The organism is Caballeronia telluris (genome assembly GCF_001544495.1).
GTDB classification, from domain to species: Bacteria; Pseudomonadota; Gammaproteobacteria; order Burkholderiales; family Burkholderiaceae; genus Caballeronia; species Caballeronia telluris.
This window is the reverse complement of the sequence record NZ_FCNZ02000008.1, coordinates 190,686-211,372: the sequence shown is the minus strand read 5'-3', so window position 1 is coordinate 211,372 and position 20,687 is coordinate 190,686. Positions and strand designations below refer to the sequence as shown.

Genomic DNA, 20,687 nt, shown 5'->3' with positions numbered 1-20,687 from the left:
GAGGCTATCCAATCATTTTAACGGATGTAAGCACGTGAAACCCGTAGACCCTTTGGGCACATAGCAAAAGCGCCACGCGGCTTTCGCCGGTGGCGCTCGGTGCATCGTCACGCGCTTCGCCGCCCGCACCGCGGTTGCGGCGCAGGCGGTTCATGCGCTCAGTGCGCGTCCGAATGGGCGTTCCCGCCCGTTTCGACTTGCTCCATCGGCGCGGAATCGACCGGCGGAAGCGGCTTGCGCTCGCGCGCCACCCGTTTCGGGGCTTCCGCCTGCTCGGCGGCGGCGCTTGCTGCGCGCAGCTTGTCGGCGTCGGTGTTCACCCAGACGAGGCCCGCCGTTTCCAGCATCGGCTTGAGCGCTTCTTCCTTCAGCGCAACGCTTTTGACCGGTGCGGCCTCGGGCGTGGCTGCGGGCGCTGCCGAGGCAACCGGTTCGACAGCCGCCGGTTCGAACGTCTTGACCGGTTCCGATTCGACGGGAGCGGGCGTCGCGACCGGCTCCGCCACCGCGTTCGTTTCGACGATGTCCGACGCGGGCGTTGCCGCGACGGGCGCCGGCTTGACCGGCTCGGCGACGACCGCCTGCGGCGCTGCTTCGGCCTTCACCGGTTCCGGTGCTTCGACGGGCTTGGCGGCTTGCGTCGTCTCGACCGCTTCGGCGACCTGCACGGGCTCGGGTGCTGTCGGCGCTTGTGCGGCAGGCGCAGACGCAGGAGCGAACGGGTCGGCCGGCTCCGTCTTCGCGAGCTTCGGTTCCGCGCCGAACGGGTTCTCGACCGGCTCAGGCGCTGCCGGCTTCGCGAACAGATCGGGCGTCGGAGCGGGCTCTTCCTGCTTGGCCTCCGCCGGCGCTTCGACGCGTTCGGCGCTCGCCGGCTGCGACGTTTCGGCGGCTTGCTCGCGCGCTTCTTCACGTACTTCTTCGCGCAGTTCCGTCACGCCGATGGCGGCTGCCGCGACCGGCACAGCGACTGCGGCCACCGGTGCGGCCGGACGCGTTTCGCGATGCTCGCCCGGTTCCTGCGACGAACTCGTGTCGAACACGCCGGCTTGCGCGGTCATGCTTTCAGCGGCGCCTTCGCTTTCCGCGACGTCGGCTGCGTGATTCACCGTCACGCCTTCCTCGTCACGCTCGCGACGGCCACCACGGCGGCCGCGACGACGGCGGCGGCGCTCTTCGCCTTCACGCGCCGCAGCCGACTGATCGCCTTGCGCGGCATCTATGCCGACGAATTGCGCTTCCGGTGTCTCGACGATCTCCGATGCCACGGTTTCGCCTTGCGTCAGTGCTTCGACGGCGGCTTCGGGCTGCGGCTTCTTGCGCTCGCCACGTTCGGCGCGCTCCGGACGATCCGGACGTTCGCGACGCTCCTGACGCTCAGCCGCTTCCGGACGCTCCGCGCGTTCGGCACCGCGTTCCTGGGCGCGATCGCCGCGCTCGCGGCCCTCACGCGGTTCGCGGCCTTCACGGGCTTCGCGCGGCTCGCGTGCTTCACGCGGCTCGCGGGCCTCGCGCGGCTCACGGCCTTCGCGGGCTTCACGCGGCTCGCGCGTTTCACGACCTTCACGGCCTTCGCGTCCGGCGCGTGCTTCGCGCGGCTCGCGTTCCTCGCGACGCCCGCCTTGGCGGCTGCCCGTGGCGCCGTTGGCACCGTTTGCACCCGCGGTTGCGCTGTCGCGTGCGGCTGCGCCGCTGCGTCGGTTGCGATTGCGGTCGCCGCCCGGACGCTCACCGCGCTCCGTGCGTTCGCCGCGCTCGCGCGTCGGGCGCGCGGGCGGCGTCGTTTCGACCGGAGCCGGTGCGGGCTGCGCTTGCGGCTGCATGCCGAACAGGTTCTTCAGCCAGCCGATGAATCCGCCGCCAGCCGGCAGCGGAGCCAGTGCCACCGGTGCGACCGGTGCGACGGCTTCGACGGGCGCCGGCTTCACGGGCGCGCTCGGCGCCGGGGATGCCGGCGTGATGCCCTTCACCGCCGCTTCCTGCTTCGGCTTCACTTCTTCGGTGCGCTTGCTGTAGCCGGTTTCCGATTCCAGTTCGGTCGCCGCTTCCACGGCCATCTTCCAGGAGGCGCGCGGCTCGTCGAGGCGCGCGTCGTCGTGACGCAGGCGCTCCAGCTTGTAGTGCGGCGTCTCCAGATGCTTGTTCGGGATCAGGACGACGTTGACCTTGAAGCGCGACTCGATCTTGTTGATTTCGCTACGCTTTTCGTTCAACAGGAAGGCGGTCACCTCGACCGGCACCTGACAATGGATCGCCGCGGTGTTTTCCTTCATCGCTTCTTCCTGAATGATCCGCAGCACTTGCAGCGCGGACGATTCGGTATCGCGGATGTGGCCCGTGCCGTTGCAGCGCGGGCACGTCACGTGGCTGCCTTCCGACAACGCCGGACGCAGCCGCTGACGCGACAGTTCCATCAGCCCGAAGCGCGAAATCTTGCCCATCTGGACGCGCGCGCGGTCGTGCTTCAACGCATCTTTCAGACGCTGTTCGACTTCGCGCTGGCTCTTGGCCGACTCCATGTCGATGAAGTCGATCACGATCAGCCCGCCCAGGTCGCGCAGACGCAACTGGCGCGCGACTTCGTCGGCGGCTTCGAGGTTCGTGCGCGTGGCCGTTTCCTCGATGTCCGCGCCCTTGGTCGAGCGCGCCGAGTTCACGTCGATGGCGACGAGCGCTTCCGTGTGGTCGATCACGATCGCGCCGCCCGAGGGCAGCGGCACCGTGCGCGAGTACGCGGTTTCGATCTGATGCTCGATCTGGAAGCGCGAGAAGAGCGGCACGTCGTCGTGATAGCGCTTCACCTTCGGGAGGTTGTCGGGCATCACGATGTCCATGAAGGCGCGCGCCTGGTCATGGATTTCGGTCGTGTCGATGAGGATTTCGCCGATGTCCGGCTGGAAGTAATCGCGAATCGCGCGGATGACCAGGCTCGATTCGAGATAAATCAGCATCGGCGTGCCGGCGACGCCGCTCTGCGACGCCGCTTCGATCGCGCGCCACAGTTGCATCAGGTAGTTCAGGTCCCACTGGAGTTCTTCGGCGGAGCGGCCGATGCCGGCCGTGCGCGCGATGATGCTCATGCCTTCCGGCAGTTCGAGCTGCGCCATCGTCTCGCGCAGTTCCTGCCGCTCGTCGCCTTCGATCCGGCGCGACACGCCGCCGCCGCGCGGGTTATTCGGCATCAGGACGAGATAGCGTCCGGCAAGCGAGATGAACGTGGTGAGCGCCGCGCCCTTGTTGCCGCGCTCTTCCTTTTCGACCTGGACGATGAGTTCCTGGCCTTCGCGCAGCGCGTCCTGGATGCGCGCGGAGCGCATGTCGACGCCGTCGCGGAAATACTGGCGGGCCACTTCCTTGAACGGGAGAAAACCGTGGCGGTCCTCGCCGTAGTTGACGAAACAGGCTTCGAGCGACGGCTCGATGCGGGTCACGACTCCCTTGTAGATATTGCCTTTGCGCTGTTCGCGCCCGGCGGTTTCGATGTCGATGTCGATGAGTTTTTGCCCATCGACGATGGCGACGCGCAGTTCTTCTTGCTGCGTCGCATTAAACAGCATGCGTTTCATTGAACGGCTCCAGAGCGGCTATGCCGTCCCTCGTCTGGCGAATTCGCGCGGTTGTCAGGCGCGCAAAGCGAAGAGGGCGGGCACGCCGCGCTTCTTTGTGTGTTGTCACAAAGCACGCGGGAGCGGGAAGTCTGGCGGGAGAATTGCCTGAGAAGAGACATCGGCCGTGTTCGCGACGAAACGACGAACGGCGTCGCGGCGGCCAAGCTCCGGGGCACATGCGAAAACGGCTTGCACACGCGGCTTCGACACGCCATGCATCCGACGCGGCTCGCGGCCCGGACGGCACGCCATTCCGGGATCATCCGGCTTCACGTCCGTTGCGACCGGACGCGCGCCCCGATGTGCCAGGAGCCGTGCTCGACCGAGCCGTGTTCCTCCTGATGCGGCTTCTGCGAAGGCGGCCCGCGCGAACCACGCGCGAATGACGGATGACCGACGACGTCGAAGCTGCGGCCAGGCCGCGGCGGCAGATCGTGGGCGTCGAAAGCTCCCGGCGACCTGCCTTTGGGTGTCTCGCCTCATGTGCGACGTTCGGCGCGCTTCGCAGATTTCAGCGCAGCAGCGTTTCACGTCGACGTTATTCGCAATCGGCGAGCTGCGTATTTTCCGTCCCGCTCGATACTCTTGATACCCGAGCCGGGCGCGGCGGCCTCCGATCATCAAACCGGACGCCTTCGCCTCTCGCCGAAAAAATTCTTTTTTACCAAACTTCCGTTACCGATCAGCGATCGACCCGACCGAACGCGCCTGTGGGCACCGTCCTTGCCGTGCGATATCGCCGTGCGTGCAACTCGTTGCTCGATTTTCCGGGCGAGCAACCGTCCCTGGGCGCAAGTAAAATGATGGTTTATCGCTTGCACCTGTACAGTCTGACGAATCGTGGCGAGATTTTTCGCCTTTTTTCAGATTGCTCGCAAATTATATTCATAATGAATGAGTTAGGCAAAACATCCCATAAAAAGGTCGCAAGCGAGCAGGTCTCGATGATCGAGATCGACGAAGGAGCCGCCGGGCAGCGCATCGACAATTTCCTGCTGCGCGTCTGTAAAGGCGTGCCGAAAAGCCATATTTATCGCATTCTTCGCAGCGGCGAAGTGCGCGTGAACAAGGGGCGGATCGACGCGGCTTATCGTCTCGAACTCGGCGATCTCGTGCGCGTGCCGCCCATTCGCGTGGCGCAGCCCGACGAAACGCCGGTTTCGTCGAACGCGCCGGCCGCCGAATTCCCGATCCTGTTCGAAGACGACCACCTGATCGTTATCGACAAGCCGTCGGGCGTCGCCGTGCATGGCGGCAGCGGCGTGGCGTTCGGCGTGATCGAGCAGTTGCGCAACGCGCGGCCGCACGCGAAGTTCCTGGAACTCGTCCACCGGCTCGACCGCGAGACGTCCGGCGTGCTCATGCTCGCGAAAAAGCGCTCGGCGCTCGTCCATCTGCATGAGCAGATTCGCGAAAACCGCGTCGATAAACGCTATTACGCGGTCGGTCACGGCGACTGGGCGAGCGACTGGGGCCGCCGGCGCATCGTGAAGGCGCCGCTGCACAAGTACGTGGCGGGGGACGGCGAACGGCGCGTGCGGATTCAGGAAGACGGCTTGCCGTCGCATACGGTGTTCAACCTGATCGAGCGCTGGACGGATTACGTGTGGGTCGAGGCGGAACTGAAGACGGGGCGCACGCATCAGATTCGCGTCCACATGGCGAGCCTCGGCCTGCCGATCGCGGGCGACGCCAAGTACGGCGACTTCGCGCTGAACAAGAATCTGGCGCGGCCGAACGCGAAACCGTCGCTCAAACGGATGTTTTTGCACGCTTACCGGCTGAAAATCACGCATCCGGCGACGGGCGAACCGCTTCAGCTCGAAGCGCCGCTGCCCGTCGAATGCCGGCGTTTCATCGATCAATTGAAGCATTCAAGCGAGACCTAATAAATGGCGCGGCAGCAATTCGATCTGATCGTCTTCGACTGGGACGGCACGCTGATGGATTCCACGGCGCACATCACGCGCAGCATCCAGGCGGCCTGCCGCGATCTGGGTCTGCCCGTTCCGTCGAACGAGGCCGCGAGCTACGTGATCGGCCTCGGCCTGCGCGACGCGCTCCAGATCGCCGCGCCCACGCTCGATCCGGCGGATTATCCGCGGCTCGCCGAGCGCTACCGCTTTCACTATCTGGTGAAGGACCAGCACACCGAACTCTTCGACGGCGTGCGCGACATGCTCCAGGAACTGCGCGACGAGGGTTATCTGCTCGGCGTGGCAACGGGCAAGAGCCGTGTCGGGCTGAATCGCGCGCTCGACCAGTCGCGGCTCACGAGCCTTTTCGACGGCACGCGCTGCGCCGACGAAACGTTCTCGAAGCCGCATCCGGCGATGCTGCACGAACTCACGCGCGAACTCGGCCAGGATTTGGCGCGCACGGTGATGATCGGCGACACGACGCACGACCTGCAAATGGCGATCAACGCGGGCGCGGCGGGCATCGGCGTGGGCTACGGCGCGCATCCGGCCGATTCGCTCGTGGCACTGGAGCCGAAATTCTGCGCCGACAGCGTCGCGTCGCTCGTCGGCTGGCTGCGGGAGCACGCATGAGCGTAGCCGTTCGGATTTGCGCGGCGGACGAACTCGTCGATGGCGGGATGGGCGTTCGTCGCAACGCCGTCGAGAAGTCGGGCGGCGAATCGGTCGTGTTTTTCGTGCGTTTCGACGGCAAGCCGTATGGCTATCTGAACCGCTGTGCGCACGTCGCGATGGAACTCGACTGGAACGAGGGTCAGTTCTTCGAAAGCTCGGGCCTATACTTGATGTGCGCCACGCACGGCGCGATCTACGAGCCGGATAGCGGCAAGTGCGTCGGCGGGCCGTGCCGCGGCGCGCGTCTGCGCCAGCTTCAGGTCGAGGAGCGCGACACACCCGAAGGCCGCGCCGTCTTCTGGATCCCGGACGACGCGCTTCGCCCCGCCTGAATATTCCACTCTCCATCGACTCCCCAAACAGACGCCGCATGTCCGACCAATATCCGAACGATCCCGCCAGTCCCGACAACCCGAAGCGCACGCCGCCGCCCGCCGGTGAAAACTGGGAACGTGCCGCGCTCGAACGCATCGCGATGGCAGCGATCAACGAGCAGCGCGCCGCGCGGCGCTGGAAAATCTTCTTTCGCTTCGTCGCGCTGGGGGTGCTCGCGCTCCTCGTCTGGGGCGCGTTCGATTTCACGGGCGAGAAAGTGTCGAAAACCGCGCGCCACACCGCGCTCGTCGAACTGGAAGGCGAAATTGCCGCGAACAGCAACGCGAGCGCCGACAACATCAACGCGGCGCTGCAAAGCGCCTTCGAGGACAACGGCACGGCCGGCGTGATCCTGCGCATCAACAGTCCGGGCGGTTCGCCGGTGCAGGCGGGCATTATTTATCGCGCAATCAAGCGCTTGCGCGCGAAATATCCGTCGAAGCCGCTCTACGTGGTCGTCGACGACATGTGCGCGTCGGGCGGCTACTACGTCGCCGCCGCCGCCGACAAGATCTACGTCGATCGTGCCAGTATCGTCGGCTCGATCGGCGTGCTGATGGACGGTTTCGGCTTCACGGGCCTGATGGACAAACTCGGCGTCCAGCGCCGGATGCACACTTCGGGCGAAAACAAGGGCGCCTTCGACCCGTTTTCGCCGGAAACGCCCCAAATGACGGCGCACGCGCAGGAGATGCTCGATCAGATCCACACGCAATTCATCGATGCCGTCAAACAGGGCCGCGGCACGCGTCTGAAGAACGACCCGGAACTCTTCTCCGGCATGTTCTGGACGGGTGAAAAGGGCGTGGCGCTCGGTCTCGCCGACGGTTTCGGCGACGCCGACTACGTCGCGCGCGAGATCATCAAGCAGCCGGACATCGTCGATTACACGCAGAAGGAGAGCATCAGCGAGCGTGTGGCGCGCAAGTTCGGCGCGGCGGTCGGCAATGCCGCGATGCATACGCTGATTGTCGGCGGAAAGATGCAGTTGCGCTGAGTTCGCCCGCGTTCTATGCAAAACGCCACGGATCACCGTGGCGTTTTGCCTTCAGGCGCCGAGCAGCAGAAAGATCGCCGGCCGCTTGTGCAGATCGGGCGCGGGCTTCTTCTTCCAGTCGGCGACCGTGCGCGTGACGATCGTTTCGGCGGGCAGCGTCAGGTCGACGGCGACGCACACGAGCGTCGACGGCGCGCAGGTCGCGATCAGCGTGTCGAGCAGCGCGCGGTTGCGGTACGGCGTCTCGATGAAAATTTGCGTCTGGTTCGCCTTGCGCGACAGCTGCTCCAGTTCGCGCAGACGTTTCGCGCGCTCGCTCGCGTCGACGGGCAGATAGCCGTTGAACGCGAAGCTCTGGCCGTTCATGCCGGACGCCATCAGCGCGAGCAGAATCGAACTCGGCCCGACGAACGGCACGACCTTCACACCGCGTTCGTGCGCGCGCCGCACGAGCAGCGCGCCCGGATCGGCGACGGCGGGGCAGCCCGCTTCGGAGACGAGCCCGGCGTCGGTGCCCGCGAGAATCGGCGCGAGCAGCTTTTCGACTTCGCCTGGCGGCGTGTTCACGTTCAGTTCGCGCACTTCGATTTCCTGAATCGGCCGCTCGGTGCCGACTTTTTTCAGGAATGCGCGCGTCGTTTTCGCGTTTTCGCCTATGTAGTAGGAGAGCGCGGCGGCCTGCGCGCGGACCGGCGCCGGCAGGACTTGAGCGAGCGCGTCGGCGTCGCCTTCGCCGAGGGTATTGGGGATCAGGTACAGGACGCCGCTCATCGCGCCTCCAGCAACGGAAAGCCGGCCGCGCGCAGCATCCGCGACAGTTCGATCAGCGGCAGGCCGACGAGCGCGGTCGGGTCGTTCGAATCGATCGCGTCGAGCAGCGCGATGCCGAGCCCCTCGGATTTCGCGCTGCCGGCGCAGTCGTAGGGCGTTTCGGCCAGCAGATAGGCTTCGATTTCGGCGTCCGACAGGGCGCGGAACTGCACGCGCGTGACGACGTCCGCCGATTGCGCCCCGCCCGAACGGCTGTCGAAGAGGCACAGTGCGCTGTGAAACGCGACGTTCTTCCCGCGCATCGCCCGCAGTTGCGCGACCGCGTTCTCGTGCGTGCCGGGCTTGCCGATCTGACGGCCGTCGAAGGTCGCAACCTGATCTGAGCCGATCACGAGCGCGCCGGGCGCTTTCACGGCGGCGGCGCGCGCCTTCGCGAGCGAGAGGCGCAGGGCGGTTGCTTCGGGCGTTTCGCCGTCGAGCGGCGTTTCGTCGATATCGGGCACGATCACGTCGAAGGGAACGCGCAGGCGGTCGAGCAACTCGCGGCGATAGCGCGAACTCGACGCGAGAACGAGGCGCGGCGGCGGGTGGAGGACGTCGGACATGAGTGGAATCGGCGGATAAGCGTTGGAAAGAGGGGCGGTGACAAATCGCCCCTTAAGTATTTGACGCGTAAAGACAAAACCGATATGATTTTGGGCTTTTCATCGGTATGTCCTTGCCGTGGGCGCGACGGATCGGCGTCAGGCCTTTTCGAAAGCGGGTCCGGAAATGGCGGTTGCAGAATCCGGGCAAACCACACCAGTCGGAGCAGGCGGCGCGGTGCATACTGGCGAGATGAAGAAAACACCGGACGAAACATCCGGACGAAACATCCGGACGAAACATCCGTCCTAACGCGGCACATGCAGGAGCGCACATGACTCAGAATCCTGGCAAACCTGCGAGCCCCGCCGATCTGCGCGCGCTCGACATCTACGAATTCGCGCAGAGCGGCCGGCAAGCCGCCGGCGCCGTGCGCGTCCCGCAACTGCCGCGCATGTTAAACGAAGTGCCGGCAGATGCGCCAGACCGCGATACCGCGTTCACCTGGCAAGCCGAAGGCTCGACTCAGCCCGAACTGCAGGACGACGGCACCGAGGCGCCGCAGCCCTATCTGCGGCTTGCGGTGCACGGGTCGGTGTGGATCGAGTGTCAGCGCTGTCTTTCGCCGTATTCGCAGCACCTCGATGTCGATGCAACCTATCGCATCGTGGACACGGAGGAAGAAGCAGACGAGTTTCCGCTCGACGACGATGAAGTCGAAGTGATCGTGGGTTCGCGCCAATTCGATCTCGTCGACTTGATCGAGGAGGAGTTGTTGTTGGCCTTGCCGCTCGTGCCCAAGCACGATGTGTGTCCGGAAGTGCACGAAAGCCTGGTTTCGGGCGAGGGCGCGGAAGGGGTCGATGGCGAGATCGACGGGGGTGAAGGCGCATCGGGTGACGAACCCGCGCGGCCCAACCCGTTCGCCGCGCTCGAAAAGCTCAAGCAGGGCGGCCCCGGCGACGACAAGAAGCATTAACTGGTAGCGCGATAAGCCGAGTTTACGTGAGTTTACGTTTTCCGCACCTTGACTGGCCTTTCGGCCAGCGGTCGCCGGCACGTCGGGCTGTGTTAGAATTCGCAAAATTTTTCTGGAGTTATCATGGCAGTTCAGCAAAACAAGAAGTCGCCGTCGAAGCGCGGCATGCACCGTTCGCACGATTTCCTCAACGCAGCGCCGCTGGCCGTTGAGCCGAGCACGGGTGAAGTGCATCTGCGTCACCACGTGAGCCCGAACGGCTACTACCGTGGCAAGAAAGTCATCAAGACGAAGAACGACTAAGCGTACGACGCTTGCTGCGTCTCGCGTCACCGTTTTGAATTACGGTCGCTCGCGCTTGACATTTCCTCGGTACGACAAGAAGGCGGCATTTCACTGCCGCTTTTTTGTGCCTGAAATTCGTCGCACTCCATGACTGTAAAGATCACCATCGACTGCATGGGAGGCGACCACGGCCCGGCCGTGACGGTTCCCGCTGCCGTCAATTTCGTGCGTTCGCACCCGGACGCACATCTGCTGCTCGTGGGCATCGAGCCCGCGATCCGCGCGCAGCTCAAGAAGTGCAAGGCCGCCGACGAGGCGCGCCTGACCGTCGTTCCCGCGACGGAAGTCGTCGCGATGGACGATCCCGTCGAAGTCGCGCTGCGCAAGAAAAAAGATTCGTCGATGCGCGTCGCGCTGAATCTCGTTAAGGAAGGCGAGGCTCAGACCTGCATCTCCGCCGGCAACACCGGCGCGCTGATGGCCGTTTCCCGCTATGTTCTCAAGACGCTCGCTGGTATCGAGCGGCCGGCGATCGCCTTCGCGATGCCGAGTCAGCGCGGCTACACCACCGTGCTCGACCTCGGCGCGAACGTCGACTGCGAGCCGCAGCACCTCTTGCAGTTCGCCGAGATGGGCCACGCGCTCGTCTCCGCGATCGAAGGGCGCGAGCGGCCGACCATCGGCTTGCTCAACATCGGCGAAGAAGTCATCAAGGGCAACGAAACCATCAAGCGCGCGGGCGAACTGCTGCGCGCGAGCACGCTCAACTTCTACGGCAACGTGGAAGGCAACGACATCTATAAAGGCACGACGGATGTCGTCGTCTGCGATGGTTTTGTCGGCAATGTCGCGCTGAAGACCTCCGAAGGTCTCGCGAAAATGCTCACCGACATCATCAAGGAAGAGTTCGGCCGCTCGCTCGCCACGAAGCTGATGGCGGTCGTCGCGATGCCGGTGCTCAAGCGTTTCAAGCGACGCGTCGACCCGGCCCAGTACAACGGCGCCGCCTTGCTCGGCCTGCGCGGGCTCGTCATCAAGAGCCACGGATCGGCCGAGGCCTACGGGTTTGAGTGGGCCATCAAACGCGGGTATGATGCCGTCAAAAATGGCGTGCTCGAACGCCTCGTGCGCGCGATGGAAGAAAACGCCGCACCCATGCGGCAGGCGGCCCAGGGCGCCGGTCTCGCAAACGGCACGGCCGCCGAACCCAATGCGGCCGGAGCACTCGAGAACGGCGTCGCGGCCGGTCGGCCTAATCCGCCACCCCCGAGCGCGCCGGACGAACCCGGTGCCGCGCTACCCTCGAAGGCATAATGGCTCAATCCAATCTCTACTCACGCGTGCTCGGCACGGGCAGCTATCTGCCGGCCGACCGCGTCACGAATCAGGATCTGGCAGACCGTCTGGCAAAGCAGGGCGTCGAGACGAGCGACGAATGGATCGTGGCGCGCACCGGCATTCACGCCCGCCATTTCGCGGCGCCCGACGAAACCACGAGCGATCTCGCCCTTCACGCGTCGAATAAGGCGATCGAAGCGGCCGGCGTCGATCCGCAGTCGATCGACCTGATCATCGTCGCGACTTCCACGCCGGACTTCGTGTTCCCGAGCACGGCGTGTCTGCTGCAAAACAAGCTCGGCATCAAGAACAACGGCGCGGCGTTCGACGTCCAGGCCGTCTGCTCGGGTTTCGCGTATGCCGTGGCGGTCGCCGACAGCCTGATTCGCAGCGGCGCGCATCGCACGGCGCTGATCGTCGGCGCGGAAACCTTCTCGCGCATTCTCGACTTCAGCGACCGCACGACCTGCGTGCTGTTCGGCGACGGCGCGGGCGCGATCATCCTGCAGGCATCCGAGGAACCGGGCGTGCTCGCGAGCGCACTGCACGCGGACGGCAGCTATTCCGACATTCTCTGCACGCCGGGCAACGTGAACGGCGGCGTGGTCGCGGGCAGCGCGTTCCTGCACATGGACGGCCAGGCGGTGTTCAAGCTCGCCGTCAACGTGCTGGAAAAGGTCGCGGTCGAAGCGCTCGACAAAGCGCAGCTTTCCGCCGAAGACGTCGACTGGCTGATTCCCCATCAGGCCAACATCCGCATCATGCAGAGCACCTGCCGCAAGCTGCGGCTGCCGCAGGAGCGCATGGTCGTGACGGTTGGCGAGCATGGCAACACGTCGGCGGCGTCGATTCCGCTCGCGCTCGACGTCGCCGTGCGCGACGGCCGCATCAAGCGCGGCCAGAACGTGCTGATCGAAGGCGTCGGCGGCGGCTTCACCTGGGGCGCGTCGGTCTTTCGCTACTGACCGTCGAGGGGCGCGTGGCATCGCGCCCCGATCGCCCGCGCCGAGCGCGCCAGCCATCCCAATTCATCGAGGACGATATGAAATTTGCGTTCGTTTTTCCCGGACAGGGTTCGCAATCGGTCGGCATGCTGAACGCATTCGCCGATCACGCCGTGGTGCGCGAGACGTTGCAGCAGGCGTCCGACGCGCTCAACCAGGACATCGCGAAGCTGATCGCCGAAGGTCCGGCGGAAGAACTCAATCTCACCACTAATACGCAGCCCGTCATGCTGACGGCCGCCTACGCCATTTACCGCGTGTGGGAACAGGAAGCCGGCGTAAAGCCCGCGATCGTCGCGGGGCATAGCCTCGGGGAATACACGGCGCTCGTCGCGGCCGGCGCGCTCGCGTTCGCGGACGCCGTGCCGCTCGTGCGTTTTCGCGCCCAGGCGATGCAAAACGCAGTGCCGGTCGGCGTCGGCGGCATGGCCGCGATCCTCGGTCTCGACGACGACACCGTGCGCGCAGTCTGCGCCGAAGCGTCGGAAGCGGGCGTGGTCGAAGCGGTGAATTTCAACGCGCCGTCGCAGGTCGTGATAGCGGGTGCGAAGGCGGGCGTCGAGAAGGCGTGCGAAATCGCGAAGGCGAAGGGCGCAAAGCGCGCGCTGCCGCTGCCGGTGTCGGCGCCGTTCCACTCGTCGCTGCTCAAGCCCGCGTCGGATCAACTGCGCGACTATCTGGCCCAAGTCGACGTGAAGGCGCCGCGGATTCCGCTGATCAATAACATCGACGTCGCGATCACCGACGACCCCGCCGCGATCAAGGATGCGCTCGTGCGCCAGGCGGCGGGCCCCGTGCGCTGGGTCGAATGCGTGCAGGCGATGGCCCGCGACGGCGTGACGCACGTGATCGAATGCGGCCCGGGCAAGGTGCTCGCGGGACTGACAAAGCGCATCGACGGAACGCTCGTCGGCGCGTCCGTGTTCGATCCGGCGTCGCTGGACGAAGCGCGCAAGCTGATTGCCGGATAAAGCGCGCCGGATAAAAACGAAGAGCAAGGACAACGACATGAACTTGGACAAGCAGGTAGCCATCGTCACGGGCGCATCGCGCGGCATCGGGCGGGCGATTGCGCTGGAACTCGCGCGCCAGGGCGCGACCGTCATCGGCACGGCGACGAGCGAAAGCGGCGCGGCCGGCATCACGGAAGCGTTCGAACAGGCCGGTCTGAAGGGCCGCGGCGCGGTGCTGAACGTGAACGACGCGGCCGCGGCCGACGCGTTCATCGACGCCACCGTGAAGGAATTCGGCGGCCTCAGCGTGCTGGTGAACAACGCGGGCATCACGAAAGACCAGCTCGCGATGCGCATGAAGGACGACGAATTCGACGCCGTCATCGATACCAACCTGCGCGCCGTGTTCCGCCTCTCGCGCGCCGTGCTGCGTCCGATGATGAAGGCGCGCGGCGGCCGGATCATCAACATCACGTCGGTGGTGGGATCGTCGGGCAATCCGGGGCAGGCGAACTACGCGGCCGCGAAGGCCGGCGTCGCGGGTATGACGCGCGCGCTCGCGCGCGAGATCGGCAGCCGCGGCATCACGGTGAACTGCATCGCGCCGGGCTTCATCGACACCGACATGACCAAGGTTCTGCCCGAAGAGCAGCGCACCGCGCTCACCGCCCAGATACCACTCGGCCGACTGGGCAGCCCGGACGATATCGCGCATGCTGTGGCTTTCCTGGCCTCGCCGTTCGCGGGCTACATTACCGGAACGACGCTGCACGTGAATGGCGGCATGTACATGTAATAGGCGTTCGTTTAATATCCGCGCCGCGGGCGGAACGCGAAATGCTCACCGGAGCATCGCGCGCGCCCGCAAAATGCGCTGTAATGAACGAAGTCGATGGATCGCGCGTGACCGGCCCCGAGCAAGGGTCGCGCGTCGAAAGCATGAAACCGAAGCGCCGCTTTTTGCAGGTACAAACCTGATAAAATGCGCGCACTCGCATTTTTGAACTTATTTTCCCTCGGAGGGCTGCATGGACAATATCGAACAGCGCGTGAAAAAGATCGTCGCGGAACAACTGGGCGTCGCCGAAGCCGAAATCAAGAACGAAGCGTCGTTCGTCAACGATCTGGGCGCTGACTCGCTCGACACCGTCGAACTGGTGATGGCTCTGGAAGACGAATTCGGCATGGAAATTCCCGATGAAGAAGCCGAGAAGATCACGACCGTCCAGCAGGCGATCGACTACGCTCGCGCGAACGTCAAGGCCTAAGGCCCGGACGCGCCAGCACCTCATCGCACGCGGGCTTGACGCTCTGTCGCGACCGAGACCGATATAACAGCCACAGGGCTAACAGGGCAAGTTCCTGTGGCCGCTGTGGCTTTTGCTTTATTGTCATCTATGGATAAGGGGTTACCGTGAGCCGTCGTCGTGTTGTTGTTACAGGCCTTGGGCTGATTTCGCCTGTCGGCAATACCGTTGCCGACGGCTGGGCCAATCTGGTGGCGGGCAAGTCCGGCATCGCCGAGATCACGAAGTTCGACGCGTCGAACTTTTCCACGCGCTTCGCGGGCGAGGTGAAGGGCTTCAATGTCGAGGAGTACATGCCCGGCAAGGAAGCGCGCCATATGGATACCTTCATCCATTACGGCATCGCCGCCGGTGTACAGGCCATGCAGGACAGCGGCCTCGAAATCAGCGAGGAGAACTCGGAGCGCGTGGGCGTGATCGTGGGCTCGGGCATCGGCGGGTTGCCGATGATCGAAATCACGCAGACCGAACTGCTCAACCGCGGTCCGCGCCGCATCTCGCCGTTCTTCGTGCCGGCGTCGATCATCAACATGATCTCCGGCCATCTGTCGATCCGCTTCGGCCTGAAGGGCCCGAATCTCGCGATCGTCACCGCCTGCACGACCGGGCTGCACTGCATCGGCGAGGCGTCGCGCCTGATCGAATACGGCGATGCCGACGTGATGATCGCGGGCGGCGCGGAAGCGACGGTTTCGCCGCTCGGCATCGGCGGCTTTGCGGCGGCGCGTGCGCTGTCGCAGCGCAACGACGATCCGGCGACGGCGAGCCGTCCGTGGGACAAGGACCGTGACGGCTTCGTGCTCGGCGAAGGCGCGGGCGTGATGGTGCTCGAAGAGTACGAGCACGCGAAGGCGCGCGGCGCGAAGATTTACGCGGAAGTGTCGGGTTACGGCATGAGCGGCGACGCGTACCACATGACCGCGCCGCCCGAAGACGGAGACGGCGGCCGCCGCGCGATGGTCAACGCGATGAAAAACGCGAAGATCAATCCGGACGAAGTCCATTATGTGAACGCGCACGGCACGTCCACGCCGCTTGGCGACATCGCTGAAACGACGGGCATCAAGCGCGCGCTCGGCGATCACGCGAAGAAGGTCGTGGTGAATTCCACCAAGTCGATGACCGGGCACCTGCTCGGCGGCGCGGGCGGTCTGGAATCGGTGTTCACCGTGCTCGCGATCCACCATCAGGTATCGCCGCCGACCATCAACATCTTCAACCAGGACCCGCAATGCGACCTGGACTACTGCGCGAACACCGCGCGGGAGATGAAGATCGACGTGGCGGTAAAGAACTCGTTCGGCTTCGGCGGAACGAACGGTTCGCTCGTGTTCAAGCGTCACTGAGCGACTGGCGCTCGGTATCGTCGGGGAAAGTCGTTGCCGGGCGCTTTCGAACCTCGTCACAGCGGCCACGCAGCGGGCCGCCACGTTCTGCACGCTTCGCGCATGCTGCGCGCCGCGACGGCCGGGTTTATCGGCGTCGCGGTGGCGTCGGTGTTTCAGTGCGTCGCGGCGCGGTCCGGTTGCTTCGATGGCGTCGTGGCGGCGATCGTTTCTCTCTCCGTTCTGAGTCTGGCCGCGCGCGCCTGGACGCGGCGCCAGCCGGTCGCGTTCCGGTTCGCGTCCGGTGGCCTCACCACTTGGAATCGGGCCGGAACGGCACAATATGCGCAGATCATCGGCTGCGCGCAATGGAGCGACCGCCTGCTCGCGCTGACGCTGCTCTCGGTCGACGGATGCGAGTCGTGCGTCCTGATCGCCGCCGATGCCGTCGAGCGCGACGTCTTCCGCGAGCTTTCCGTGCGCTCGCGCCGTGGTGCCCACGCCGTTCTGTAACGACTGTAACGGCTCATGAGCACCCGCCGTGGCGCATCGGCGGGAACGCTACAATAACCGTCCGCGAAGCACCCCAAAAGTTAACGGATTTCCCAGGTGAGCGAAAAAGAAATCGACCAGGTTCTGGTCGAACGCGTGCAGAAAGGCGACAAGGCAGCGTTCGAGCTACTGGTCGCCAAATACCACCGCAAGATCATTCGACTGATCTCGCGCCTCGTGCGAGACCCCGCCGAGGTCGAGGACGTCGCCCAGGACGCCTTTATCAAGGCTTACCGGGCGTTGCCGCAATTTCGCGGCGAATCGGCGTTTTATACGTGGCTTTACCGGATTGCGGTGAACACCGCAAAGAACTACCTTGCCACCCAGGGCCGCCGCGCTCCAACTTCTACCGAGGCAGACGCAGAAGAAGCGGAAACTTTCTCCGACGCGGACCAACTAAGGGATATCAACACGCCGGAGTCGATGTTGATGAGCAAGCAGATCGCACAAACGGTCAACGCTGCGATGGCGGTTTTACCGGAAGAGTTGCGCACCGCCATCACCCTTCGAGAAATCGAAGGACTGAGCTACGAGGAAATCGCCGAAATGATGGGGTGCCCGATCGGCACAGTCAGATCGAGAATTTTCCGTGCTCGCGAAGCCATTGCGGCAAAATTGCGTCCGTTGTTGGACACTCCCGAAGGCAAGCGCTGGTAAGCGGCGAATTCGCTCGGGACAAGGACGCAATATCTGGGTTAGTTGGTGTCACTACGGGGTGTAGTCAAAGGATGGGGAGCATCATGGGGTCGGTCTCGATGCAATCGCAAGCGGGCTCGCGTAGCGAGCGTATGTCGGCGTTCGTTGACGGGGAATCGCTCGACGAGCTTGGGAACATCAGTCAGTTTCTGGCGGATTTGAAGAACGAGGACCGCGCCGCGTGGTCCGCGTACCACCTGATCGGCGACGCGCTGCGTTCCGACGATCTGGCGGTCCGTCCTGCCGCCAGCAGCGCGTTCATGGCGTCGTTCTCGCAACGCTTCGAGGCGGAAGTGCATGTGCTCGCGCCCGCCGCGCTGTCTGTGCTGGGTTCCACGAAGTCGCGCGCACGCATGCTGCGCCGTCGCGTTATACCGGCGTTCGCGGTGGCCGCCGCAGCGGCCACGCTGACGTGGATCGTCGTGCCGCAGTTGCAGGGCGTCGACAGCCACGGCGGCGCGCAGATCGCGAGCGTCGCCCCGGACTCCATGCAGCGCGTAGCCATGGCGTCGATTCCGGCGGCCACGGCGCGTCCGGCGGTCGTCGAGGCGAACATCATCCGCGACGCCAGTCTCGATCAGTATCTCGAAGCGCATCAGCAATTCTCGCAACAGCCCGTCGTGCCCGGCTCGATGCCTCTGATTCGCGCAGCCGCCACCACGCAAGGCCAATAATCGATGCAAAGATTGCGGTTGAACAAGACGACCTATCGGGGATATTGGGGGCGGTTGCCGGCATTGATGTTCTGTGCAGCCGCGTTGTTGACCGCAGCATCGGGTGCTTTCGCGCAGGGCGACGACCCTGTCGCCACGCGCCGCGCCGCCGCGGAACTGCTCAACCGCATCCACGAAGCGGCGCAGCAGCAGAATTACGAGGGCACGTTCGTCTATCAGCGCGGCGCGACGGTGCAGTCGTCGCGCATCACGCATGTGGCCGCGCGCGGCGACGGCGAATACGAGTCGCTCGAAAGTCTCGACGGCAAGCCGCGCCGCATGCTCCGCCACGACGACGACATGTACACGTTCGTCCCCGAGCGGCATTTGTGCGTCGTCGAGAAGCGGCAGAACAAGGATTCGTTTCCCGCGCTGCTCGCCACGAGCGGCGATCAGGTGCTGTCGGTCTACGAGCCGAAAATGCTCGGAGCGGACCGCGTCGCGGGCATCGACAGTCAGGTCATTGAACTCGATCCGAAAGATTCCTATCGTTTCGCCTACAAGCTCTGGGCCGATGCCAAAACGGGCCTGCTGCTGCGCGCGCAGACGCTCGATCCGGACGGTCAGGTGCTCGAACAGCTTTCGTTTTCGCAAGTGCGCATCGGCGGACCGGTCGACAAGGCCGCGATCGCGAACGGCATCCGCAATACGTCGGGCTGGACAGTCGTGCGTCCGCCGGTTCAGCCGGTCGACATGGAAGCGCAAGGCTGGCAGTTGACGCCGAATATTGCCGGTTTCAGGAAGATTCGCGAACTGCGCCGGCCGATGGCGTCGCGCGAAGAGGGCCAGCCGCCGATCCCGGTCGATCAGGCCGTGTTCTCCGACGGCCTCGCCGCCATCTCCATCTTCGTGGAGCCGGTCGAGAAGAATTCGCGCAAGGAAGGCGCGGGTAATACCGGCGCGACGCACGTTCTGGTCAAGCGCCGCGGCGATTTCTGGATTACTTTGCTGGGGGAAGTGCCGCAAGCCACGTTGCAGCAATTCGCTTCTGCCATAGAATACAAGCCTTCCAAGTAATCCCCCGGCCTCCGATATGAGCAACTCCTCGCTGCGCAGCTTTCTCGCGGCCGCGGCGTTCGCGGTCTGCCTGCCGTTCGTTTCGAACGCGGTAGCCGCGCCGACGCCGACAGTGACCTTGCCCGATTTCGCGACCCTCGTCGACCGCGTGGGGCCGTCGGTCGTGAATATCCGCACGACATCGCGCGTCGGCACGAGCAGCGATCTGCGCGGACTCCCGCCCGGCCTCGACGAAGGCGACATGTCCGAATTCTTCCGGCGCTTTTTCGGCATTCCGATGCCGGGCCAGCCGGGCGCACCGCGTGGTGGTGGCGGTGGTGGTGGCGGCGGTGGCGGAGGGGGCGGCCAGGGTGGCGGAAGCGACGGCGGCAAGGGTGGCGGCGGGCGCGGCGCGCTCCCCGACGACAGTCAGGACAACGCCGAGCAGAGCAGCGGCGTCGGCTCCGGCTTCATTCTCTCGACGGACGGCTACGTGATGACGAACGCCCACGTCGTCGACGACGCCGACACCATCTACGTTACGCTCACCGACAAGCGCGAGTTCAAGGCCCGACTCGTCGGCGTGGACGAGCGCACGGACGTCGCGGTCGTGAAGATCAGCGCGTCGAACCTGCCGGCGATCACCATCGGCGATTCGAACAAGGTGCGCGTCGGCGAATGGGTGCTCGCGATCGGCTCGCCGTTCGGGCTCGACAACACGGTGACGGCCGGCATCGTCAGCGCGAAAGGGCGCGATACGGGCGACTACCTGCCGTTCATCCAGACCGATGTCGCCGTGAACCCGGGCAATTCGGGTGGCCCGCTCATCAACATGGCGGGCGAAGTCATCGGCATCAACTCGCAGATCTACAGCCGCACGGGCGGTTTCATGGGCATCTCGTTCGCGATTCCGATCGACGAGGCGATGCGCGTCGCCGATCAACTGAAGACCGTCGGCAAGGTCGTGCGCGGCCGGATCGCGGTCGCGATCGGCGAGGTGACCAAGGATGTTGCCGAATCGCTCGGGCTGCCGAAGGCGCAGGGCGCGCTGGTTTCCAGCGTCGAACCGAACGGCCCGGCCGACAAGGCAGGCATCCAGCCGGGCGACATCATCCTGAAGTTCAACGGCCACAACGTGGAGACCGCGACCGATCTGCCGCGCATGGTCGGCGACAGCAAGCCGGGGGCGAAAGCAACCGTCACCGTGTGGCGAAAGGGCCAGACGCGCGACCTGCCGATCACGATCGCCGAAATGCAGCCGGACAAGGTCGCGAAGACCGAGCAGAAGAAGCCGCCCGCGCCGAAGGAACGCGCGAGCAATTCGCTCGGCATGGCCGTCAGCGACATTTCCGCCGACCAGAAGAAGGCGCTGAAGCTGACGAACGGCGTGCTGGTCGATGCGGTGGAAGGGCCGGCGGCGCGCGCGGGCTTCCAGAAGGGCGACATCATTCTGCGCATCGGCGACACCGACATCACGAGCGCGAAGCAGTTCGAGGCGGTCGCGCAAAATGCCGATCCGGGCAAGATGGTCGCGGTGCTCGTGCGGCGCGGCGACAACACGCAGTTCGTGCCGCTGCGCCCGCGCGTGCAGCCGCAAAAGTAAGGAAGG

At 64.9% G+C, this 20,687-nt stretch carries 20 protein-coding genes; 17 read left to right on the top strand and 3 right to left on the bottom strand.

Going from position 1 to position 20,687, the window contains the following annotated elements:
* Positions 1-158 precede the first annotated feature (158 nt).
* Positions 159-3,566 carry an Rne/Rng family ribonuclease gene (locus AWB66_RS12875; protein ID WP_087630668.1) on the bottom strand — a complete coding sequence of 1,136 codons (3,408 nt, stop codon included), beginning with the start codon at positions 3,564-3,566 and terminating at the stop codon, positions 159-161.
* Between the two features lie 932 nt (positions 3,567-4,498).
* Here AWB66_RS12875 and AWB66_RS12870 point away from each other — a divergent pair.
* The 4 genes from AWB66_RS12870 to AWB66_RS12855 are packed head-to-tail and all read left to right on the top strand — an operon-like array spanning position 4,499 to position 7,574.
* A complete protein-coding gene (locus tag AWB66_RS12870; RefSeq protein WP_087630667.1) occupies positions 4,499-5,497 on the top strand; it encodes an RluA family pseudouridine synthase in 999 nt (332 codons plus the stop codon).
* Positions 5,498-5,500: 3 nt separating this feature from the next.
* Entirely contained in the window at positions 5,501-6,160 is a 660-nt protein-coding gene (locus tag AWB66_RS12865; protein WP_087630666.1) for an HAD-IIIA family hydrolase, read from the top strand.
* On the top strand, positions 6,157-6,534 hold the full coding sequence (locus AWB66_RS12860) for a Rieske (2Fe-2S) protein (RefSeq protein ID WP_087630665.1): 378 nt from the start codon (positions 6,157-6,159) through the stop codon (positions 6,532-6,534). The genes AWB66_RS12865 and AWB66_RS12860 overlap by 4 nt, the downstream gene beginning before the upstream one ends.
* A gap of 38 nt (positions 6,535-6,572) precedes the next feature.
* On the top strand, positions 6,573-7,574 hold the full coding sequence (locus AWB66_RS12855) for a S49 family peptidase (RefSeq protein ID WP_087630664.1): 1,002 nt from the start codon (positions 6,573-6,575) through the stop codon (positions 7,572-7,574).
* Between the two features lie 51 nt (positions 7,575-7,625).
* On the opposite strand, the gene AWB66_RS12850 is transcribed toward AWB66_RS12855, so the two are convergent.
* Positions 7,626-8,345 (bottom strand): SAM-dependent methyltransferase, encoded by a 720-nt coding sequence (locus AWB66_RS12850; RefSeq protein ID WP_087630663.1) that lies wholly within the window; start codon positions 8,343-8,345, stop codon positions 7,626-7,628.
* Complete coding sequence (locus AWB66_RS12845) at positions 8,342-8,950, bottom strand: Maf-like protein (protein WP_087630662.1); 609 nt, start codon at positions 8,948-8,950, stop codon at positions 8,342-8,344. The genes AWB66_RS12850 and AWB66_RS12845 overlap by 4 nt, the downstream gene beginning before the upstream one ends.
* Positions 8,951-9,264: 314 nt before the next feature.
* On the opposite strand from AWB66_RS12845, the gene AWB66_RS12840 reads away from it, so the two are divergent.
* The 13 genes from AWB66_RS12840 to AWB66_RS12780 all read left to right on the top strand — a co-directional run bounded on the left by AWB66_RS12840 (position 9,265) and on the right by AWB66_RS12780 (position 20,681).
* Positions 9,265-9,909, top strand: a complete 645-nt coding sequence (locus AWB66_RS12840; RefSeq protein WP_087630661.1) for a DUF177 domain-containing protein — start codon at positions 9,265-9,267, stop codon at positions 9,907-9,909.
* Positions 9,910-10,032: 123 nt separating this feature from the next.
* The gene (gene rpmF, locus AWB66_RS12835; RefSeq protein WP_062633572.1) at positions 10,033-10,212 is read left to right on the top strand and encodes a 50S ribosomal protein L32; all 180 of its coding nucleotides are present in this window, start codon (positions 10,033-10,035) and stop codon (positions 10,210-10,212) included.
* 129 nt (positions 10,213-10,341) lie between these two features.
* Entirely contained in the window at positions 10,342-11,508 is a 1,167-nt protein-coding gene (plsX, locus tag AWB66_RS12830; protein WP_087630660.1) for a phosphate acyltransferase PlsX, read from the top strand.
* Positions 11,508-12,497: a beta-ketoacyl-ACP synthase III gene (locus AWB66_RS12825; protein ID WP_087630659.1), complete on the top strand. Its 990-nt coding sequence runs from the start codon at positions 11,508-11,510 to the stop codon at positions 12,495-12,497. The genes plsX and AWB66_RS12825 overlap by 1 nt, the downstream gene beginning before the upstream one ends.
* Positions 12,498-12,574: 77 nt before the next feature.
* A complete protein-coding gene (gene fabD, locus AWB66_RS12820) occupies positions 12,575-13,507 on the top strand; it encodes an ACP S-malonyltransferase (protein ID WP_087630658.1) in 933 nt (310 codons plus the stop codon).
* Positions 13,508-13,544: 37 nt separating this feature from the next.
* Positions 13,545-14,285: a 3-oxoacyl-ACP reductase FabG gene (fabG, locus tag AWB66_RS12815; RefSeq protein WP_062633563.1), complete on the top strand. Its 741-nt coding sequence runs from the start codon at positions 13,545-13,547 to the stop codon at positions 14,283-14,285.
* Between the two features lie 232 nt (positions 14,286-14,517).
* Positions 14,518-14,757: an acyl carrier protein gene (gene acpP, locus AWB66_RS12810; protein ID WP_004197638.1), complete on the top strand. Its 240-nt coding sequence runs from the start codon at positions 14,518-14,520 to the stop codon at positions 14,755-14,757.
* A gap of 146 nt (positions 14,758-14,903) precedes the next feature.
* On the top strand, positions 14,904-16,142 hold the full coding sequence (fabF, locus tag AWB66_RS12805) for a beta-ketoacyl-ACP synthase II (RefSeq protein ID WP_087630657.1): 1,239 nt from the start codon (positions 14,904-14,906) through the stop codon (positions 16,140-16,142).
* 102 nt (positions 16,143-16,244) lie between these two features.
* A complete protein-coding gene (locus AWB66_RS12800) occupies positions 16,245-16,634 on the top strand; it encodes a hypothetical protein (protein ID WP_087630656.1) in 390 nt (129 codons plus the stop codon).
* A gap of 96 nt (positions 16,635-16,730) precedes the next feature.
* Positions 16,731-17,330 carry an RNA polymerase sigma factor RpoE gene (rpoE, locus tag AWB66_RS12795; RefSeq protein ID WP_035925408.1) on the top strand — a complete coding sequence of 200 codons (600 nt, stop codon included), beginning with the start codon at positions 16,731-16,733 and terminating at the stop codon, positions 17,328-17,330.
* A gap of 83 nt (positions 17,331-17,413) precedes the next feature.
* Positions 17,414-18,043, top strand: coding sequence for a sigma-E factor negative regulatory protein (locus AWB66_RS12790; RefSeq protein WP_087630655.1), 630 nt, complete (start codon positions 17,414-17,416; stop codon positions 18,041-18,043).
* Between the two features lie 3 nt (positions 18,044-18,046).
* Complete coding sequence (locus AWB66_RS12785) at positions 18,047-19,099, top strand: MucB/RseB C-terminal domain-containing protein (RefSeq protein WP_087630654.1); 1,053 nt, start codon at positions 18,047-18,049, stop codon at positions 19,097-19,099.
* A 16-nt stretch (positions 19,100-19,115) separates the two neighbouring features.
* Entirely contained in the window at positions 19,116-20,681 is a 1,566-nt protein-coding gene (locus AWB66_RS12780; protein WP_087630653.1) for a DegQ family serine endoprotease, read from the top strand.
* The last annotated feature ends 6 nt before the right edge of the window (positions 20,682-20,687 follow it).

What these genes read in the sequence shown, in the direction of transcription:
- AWB66_RS12875 (WP_087630668.1), bottom strand. Translation starts at nt 3,566, where the DNA reads ATGAAACGCATGCTGTTTAATGCGACGCAGCAAGAAGAACTGCGCGTC.
- AWB66_RS12870 (WP_087630667.1), top strand. Translation starts at nt 4,499, where the DNA reads ATGAATGAGTTAGGCAAAACATCCCATAAAAAGGTCGCAAGCGAGCAG.
- AWB66_RS12865 (WP_087630666.1), top strand. Translation starts at nt 5,501, where the DNA reads ATGGCGCGGCAGCAATTCGATCTGATCGTCTTCGACTGGGACGGCACG.
- AWB66_RS12860 (WP_087630665.1), top strand. Translation starts at nt 6,157, where the DNA reads ATGAGCGTAGCCGTTCGGATTTGCGCGGCGGACGAACTCGTCGATGGC.
- AWB66_RS12855 (WP_087630664.1), top strand. Translation starts at nt 6,573, where the DNA reads ATGTCCGACCAATATCCGAACGATCCCGCCAGTCCCGACAACCCGAAG.
- AWB66_RS12850 (WP_087630663.1), bottom strand. Translation starts at nt 8,345, where the DNA reads ATGAGCGGCGTCCTGTACCTGATCCCCAATACCCTCGGCGAAGGCGAC.
- AWB66_RS12845 (WP_087630662.1), bottom strand. Translation starts at nt 8,950, where the DNA reads ATGTCCGACGTCCTCCACCCGCCGCCGCGCCTCGTTCTCGCGTCGAGT.
- AWB66_RS12840 (WP_087630661.1), top strand. Translation starts at nt 9,265, where the DNA reads ATGACTCAGAATCCTGGCAAACCTGCGAGCCCCGCCGATCTGCGCGCG.
- rpmF (WP_062633572.1), top strand. Translation starts at nt 10,033, where the DNA reads ATGGCAGTTCAGCAAAACAAGAAGTCGCCGTCGAAGCGCGGCATGCAC.
- plsX (WP_087630660.1), top strand. Translation starts at nt 10,342, where the DNA reads ATGACTGTAAAGATCACCATCGACTGCATGGGAGGCGACCACGGCCCG.
- AWB66_RS12825 (WP_087630659.1), top strand. Translation starts at nt 11,508, where the DNA reads ATGGCTCAATCCAATCTCTACTCACGCGTGCTCGGCACGGGCAGCTAT.
- fabD (WP_087630658.1), top strand. Translation starts at nt 12,575, where the DNA reads ATGAAATTTGCGTTCGTTTTTCCCGGACAGGGTTCGCAATCGGTCGGC.
- fabG (WP_062633563.1), top strand. Translation starts at nt 13,545, where the DNA reads ATGAACTTGGACAAGCAGGTAGCCATCGTCACGGGCGCATCGCGCGGC.
- acpP (WP_004197638.1), top strand. Translation starts at nt 14,518, where the DNA reads ATGGACAATATCGAACAGCGCGTGAAAAAGATCGTCGCGGAACAACTG.
- AWB66_RS12800 (WP_087630656.1), top strand. Translation starts at nt 16,245, where the DNA reads ATGCTGCGCGCCGCGACGGCCGGGTTTATCGGCGTCGCGGTGGCGTCG.
- AWB66_RS12790 (WP_087630655.1), top strand. Translation starts at nt 17,414, where the DNA reads ATGGGGTCGGTCTCGATGCAATCGCAAGCGGGCTCGCGTAGCGAGCGT.
- AWB66_RS12785 (WP_087630654.1), top strand. Translation starts at nt 18,047, where the DNA reads ATGCAAAGATTGCGGTTGAACAAGACGACCTATCGGGGATATTGGGGG.
- AWB66_RS12780 (WP_087630653.1), top strand. Translation starts at nt 19,116, where the DNA reads ATGAGCAACTCCTCGCTGCGCAGCTTTCTCGCGGCCGCGGCGTTCGCG.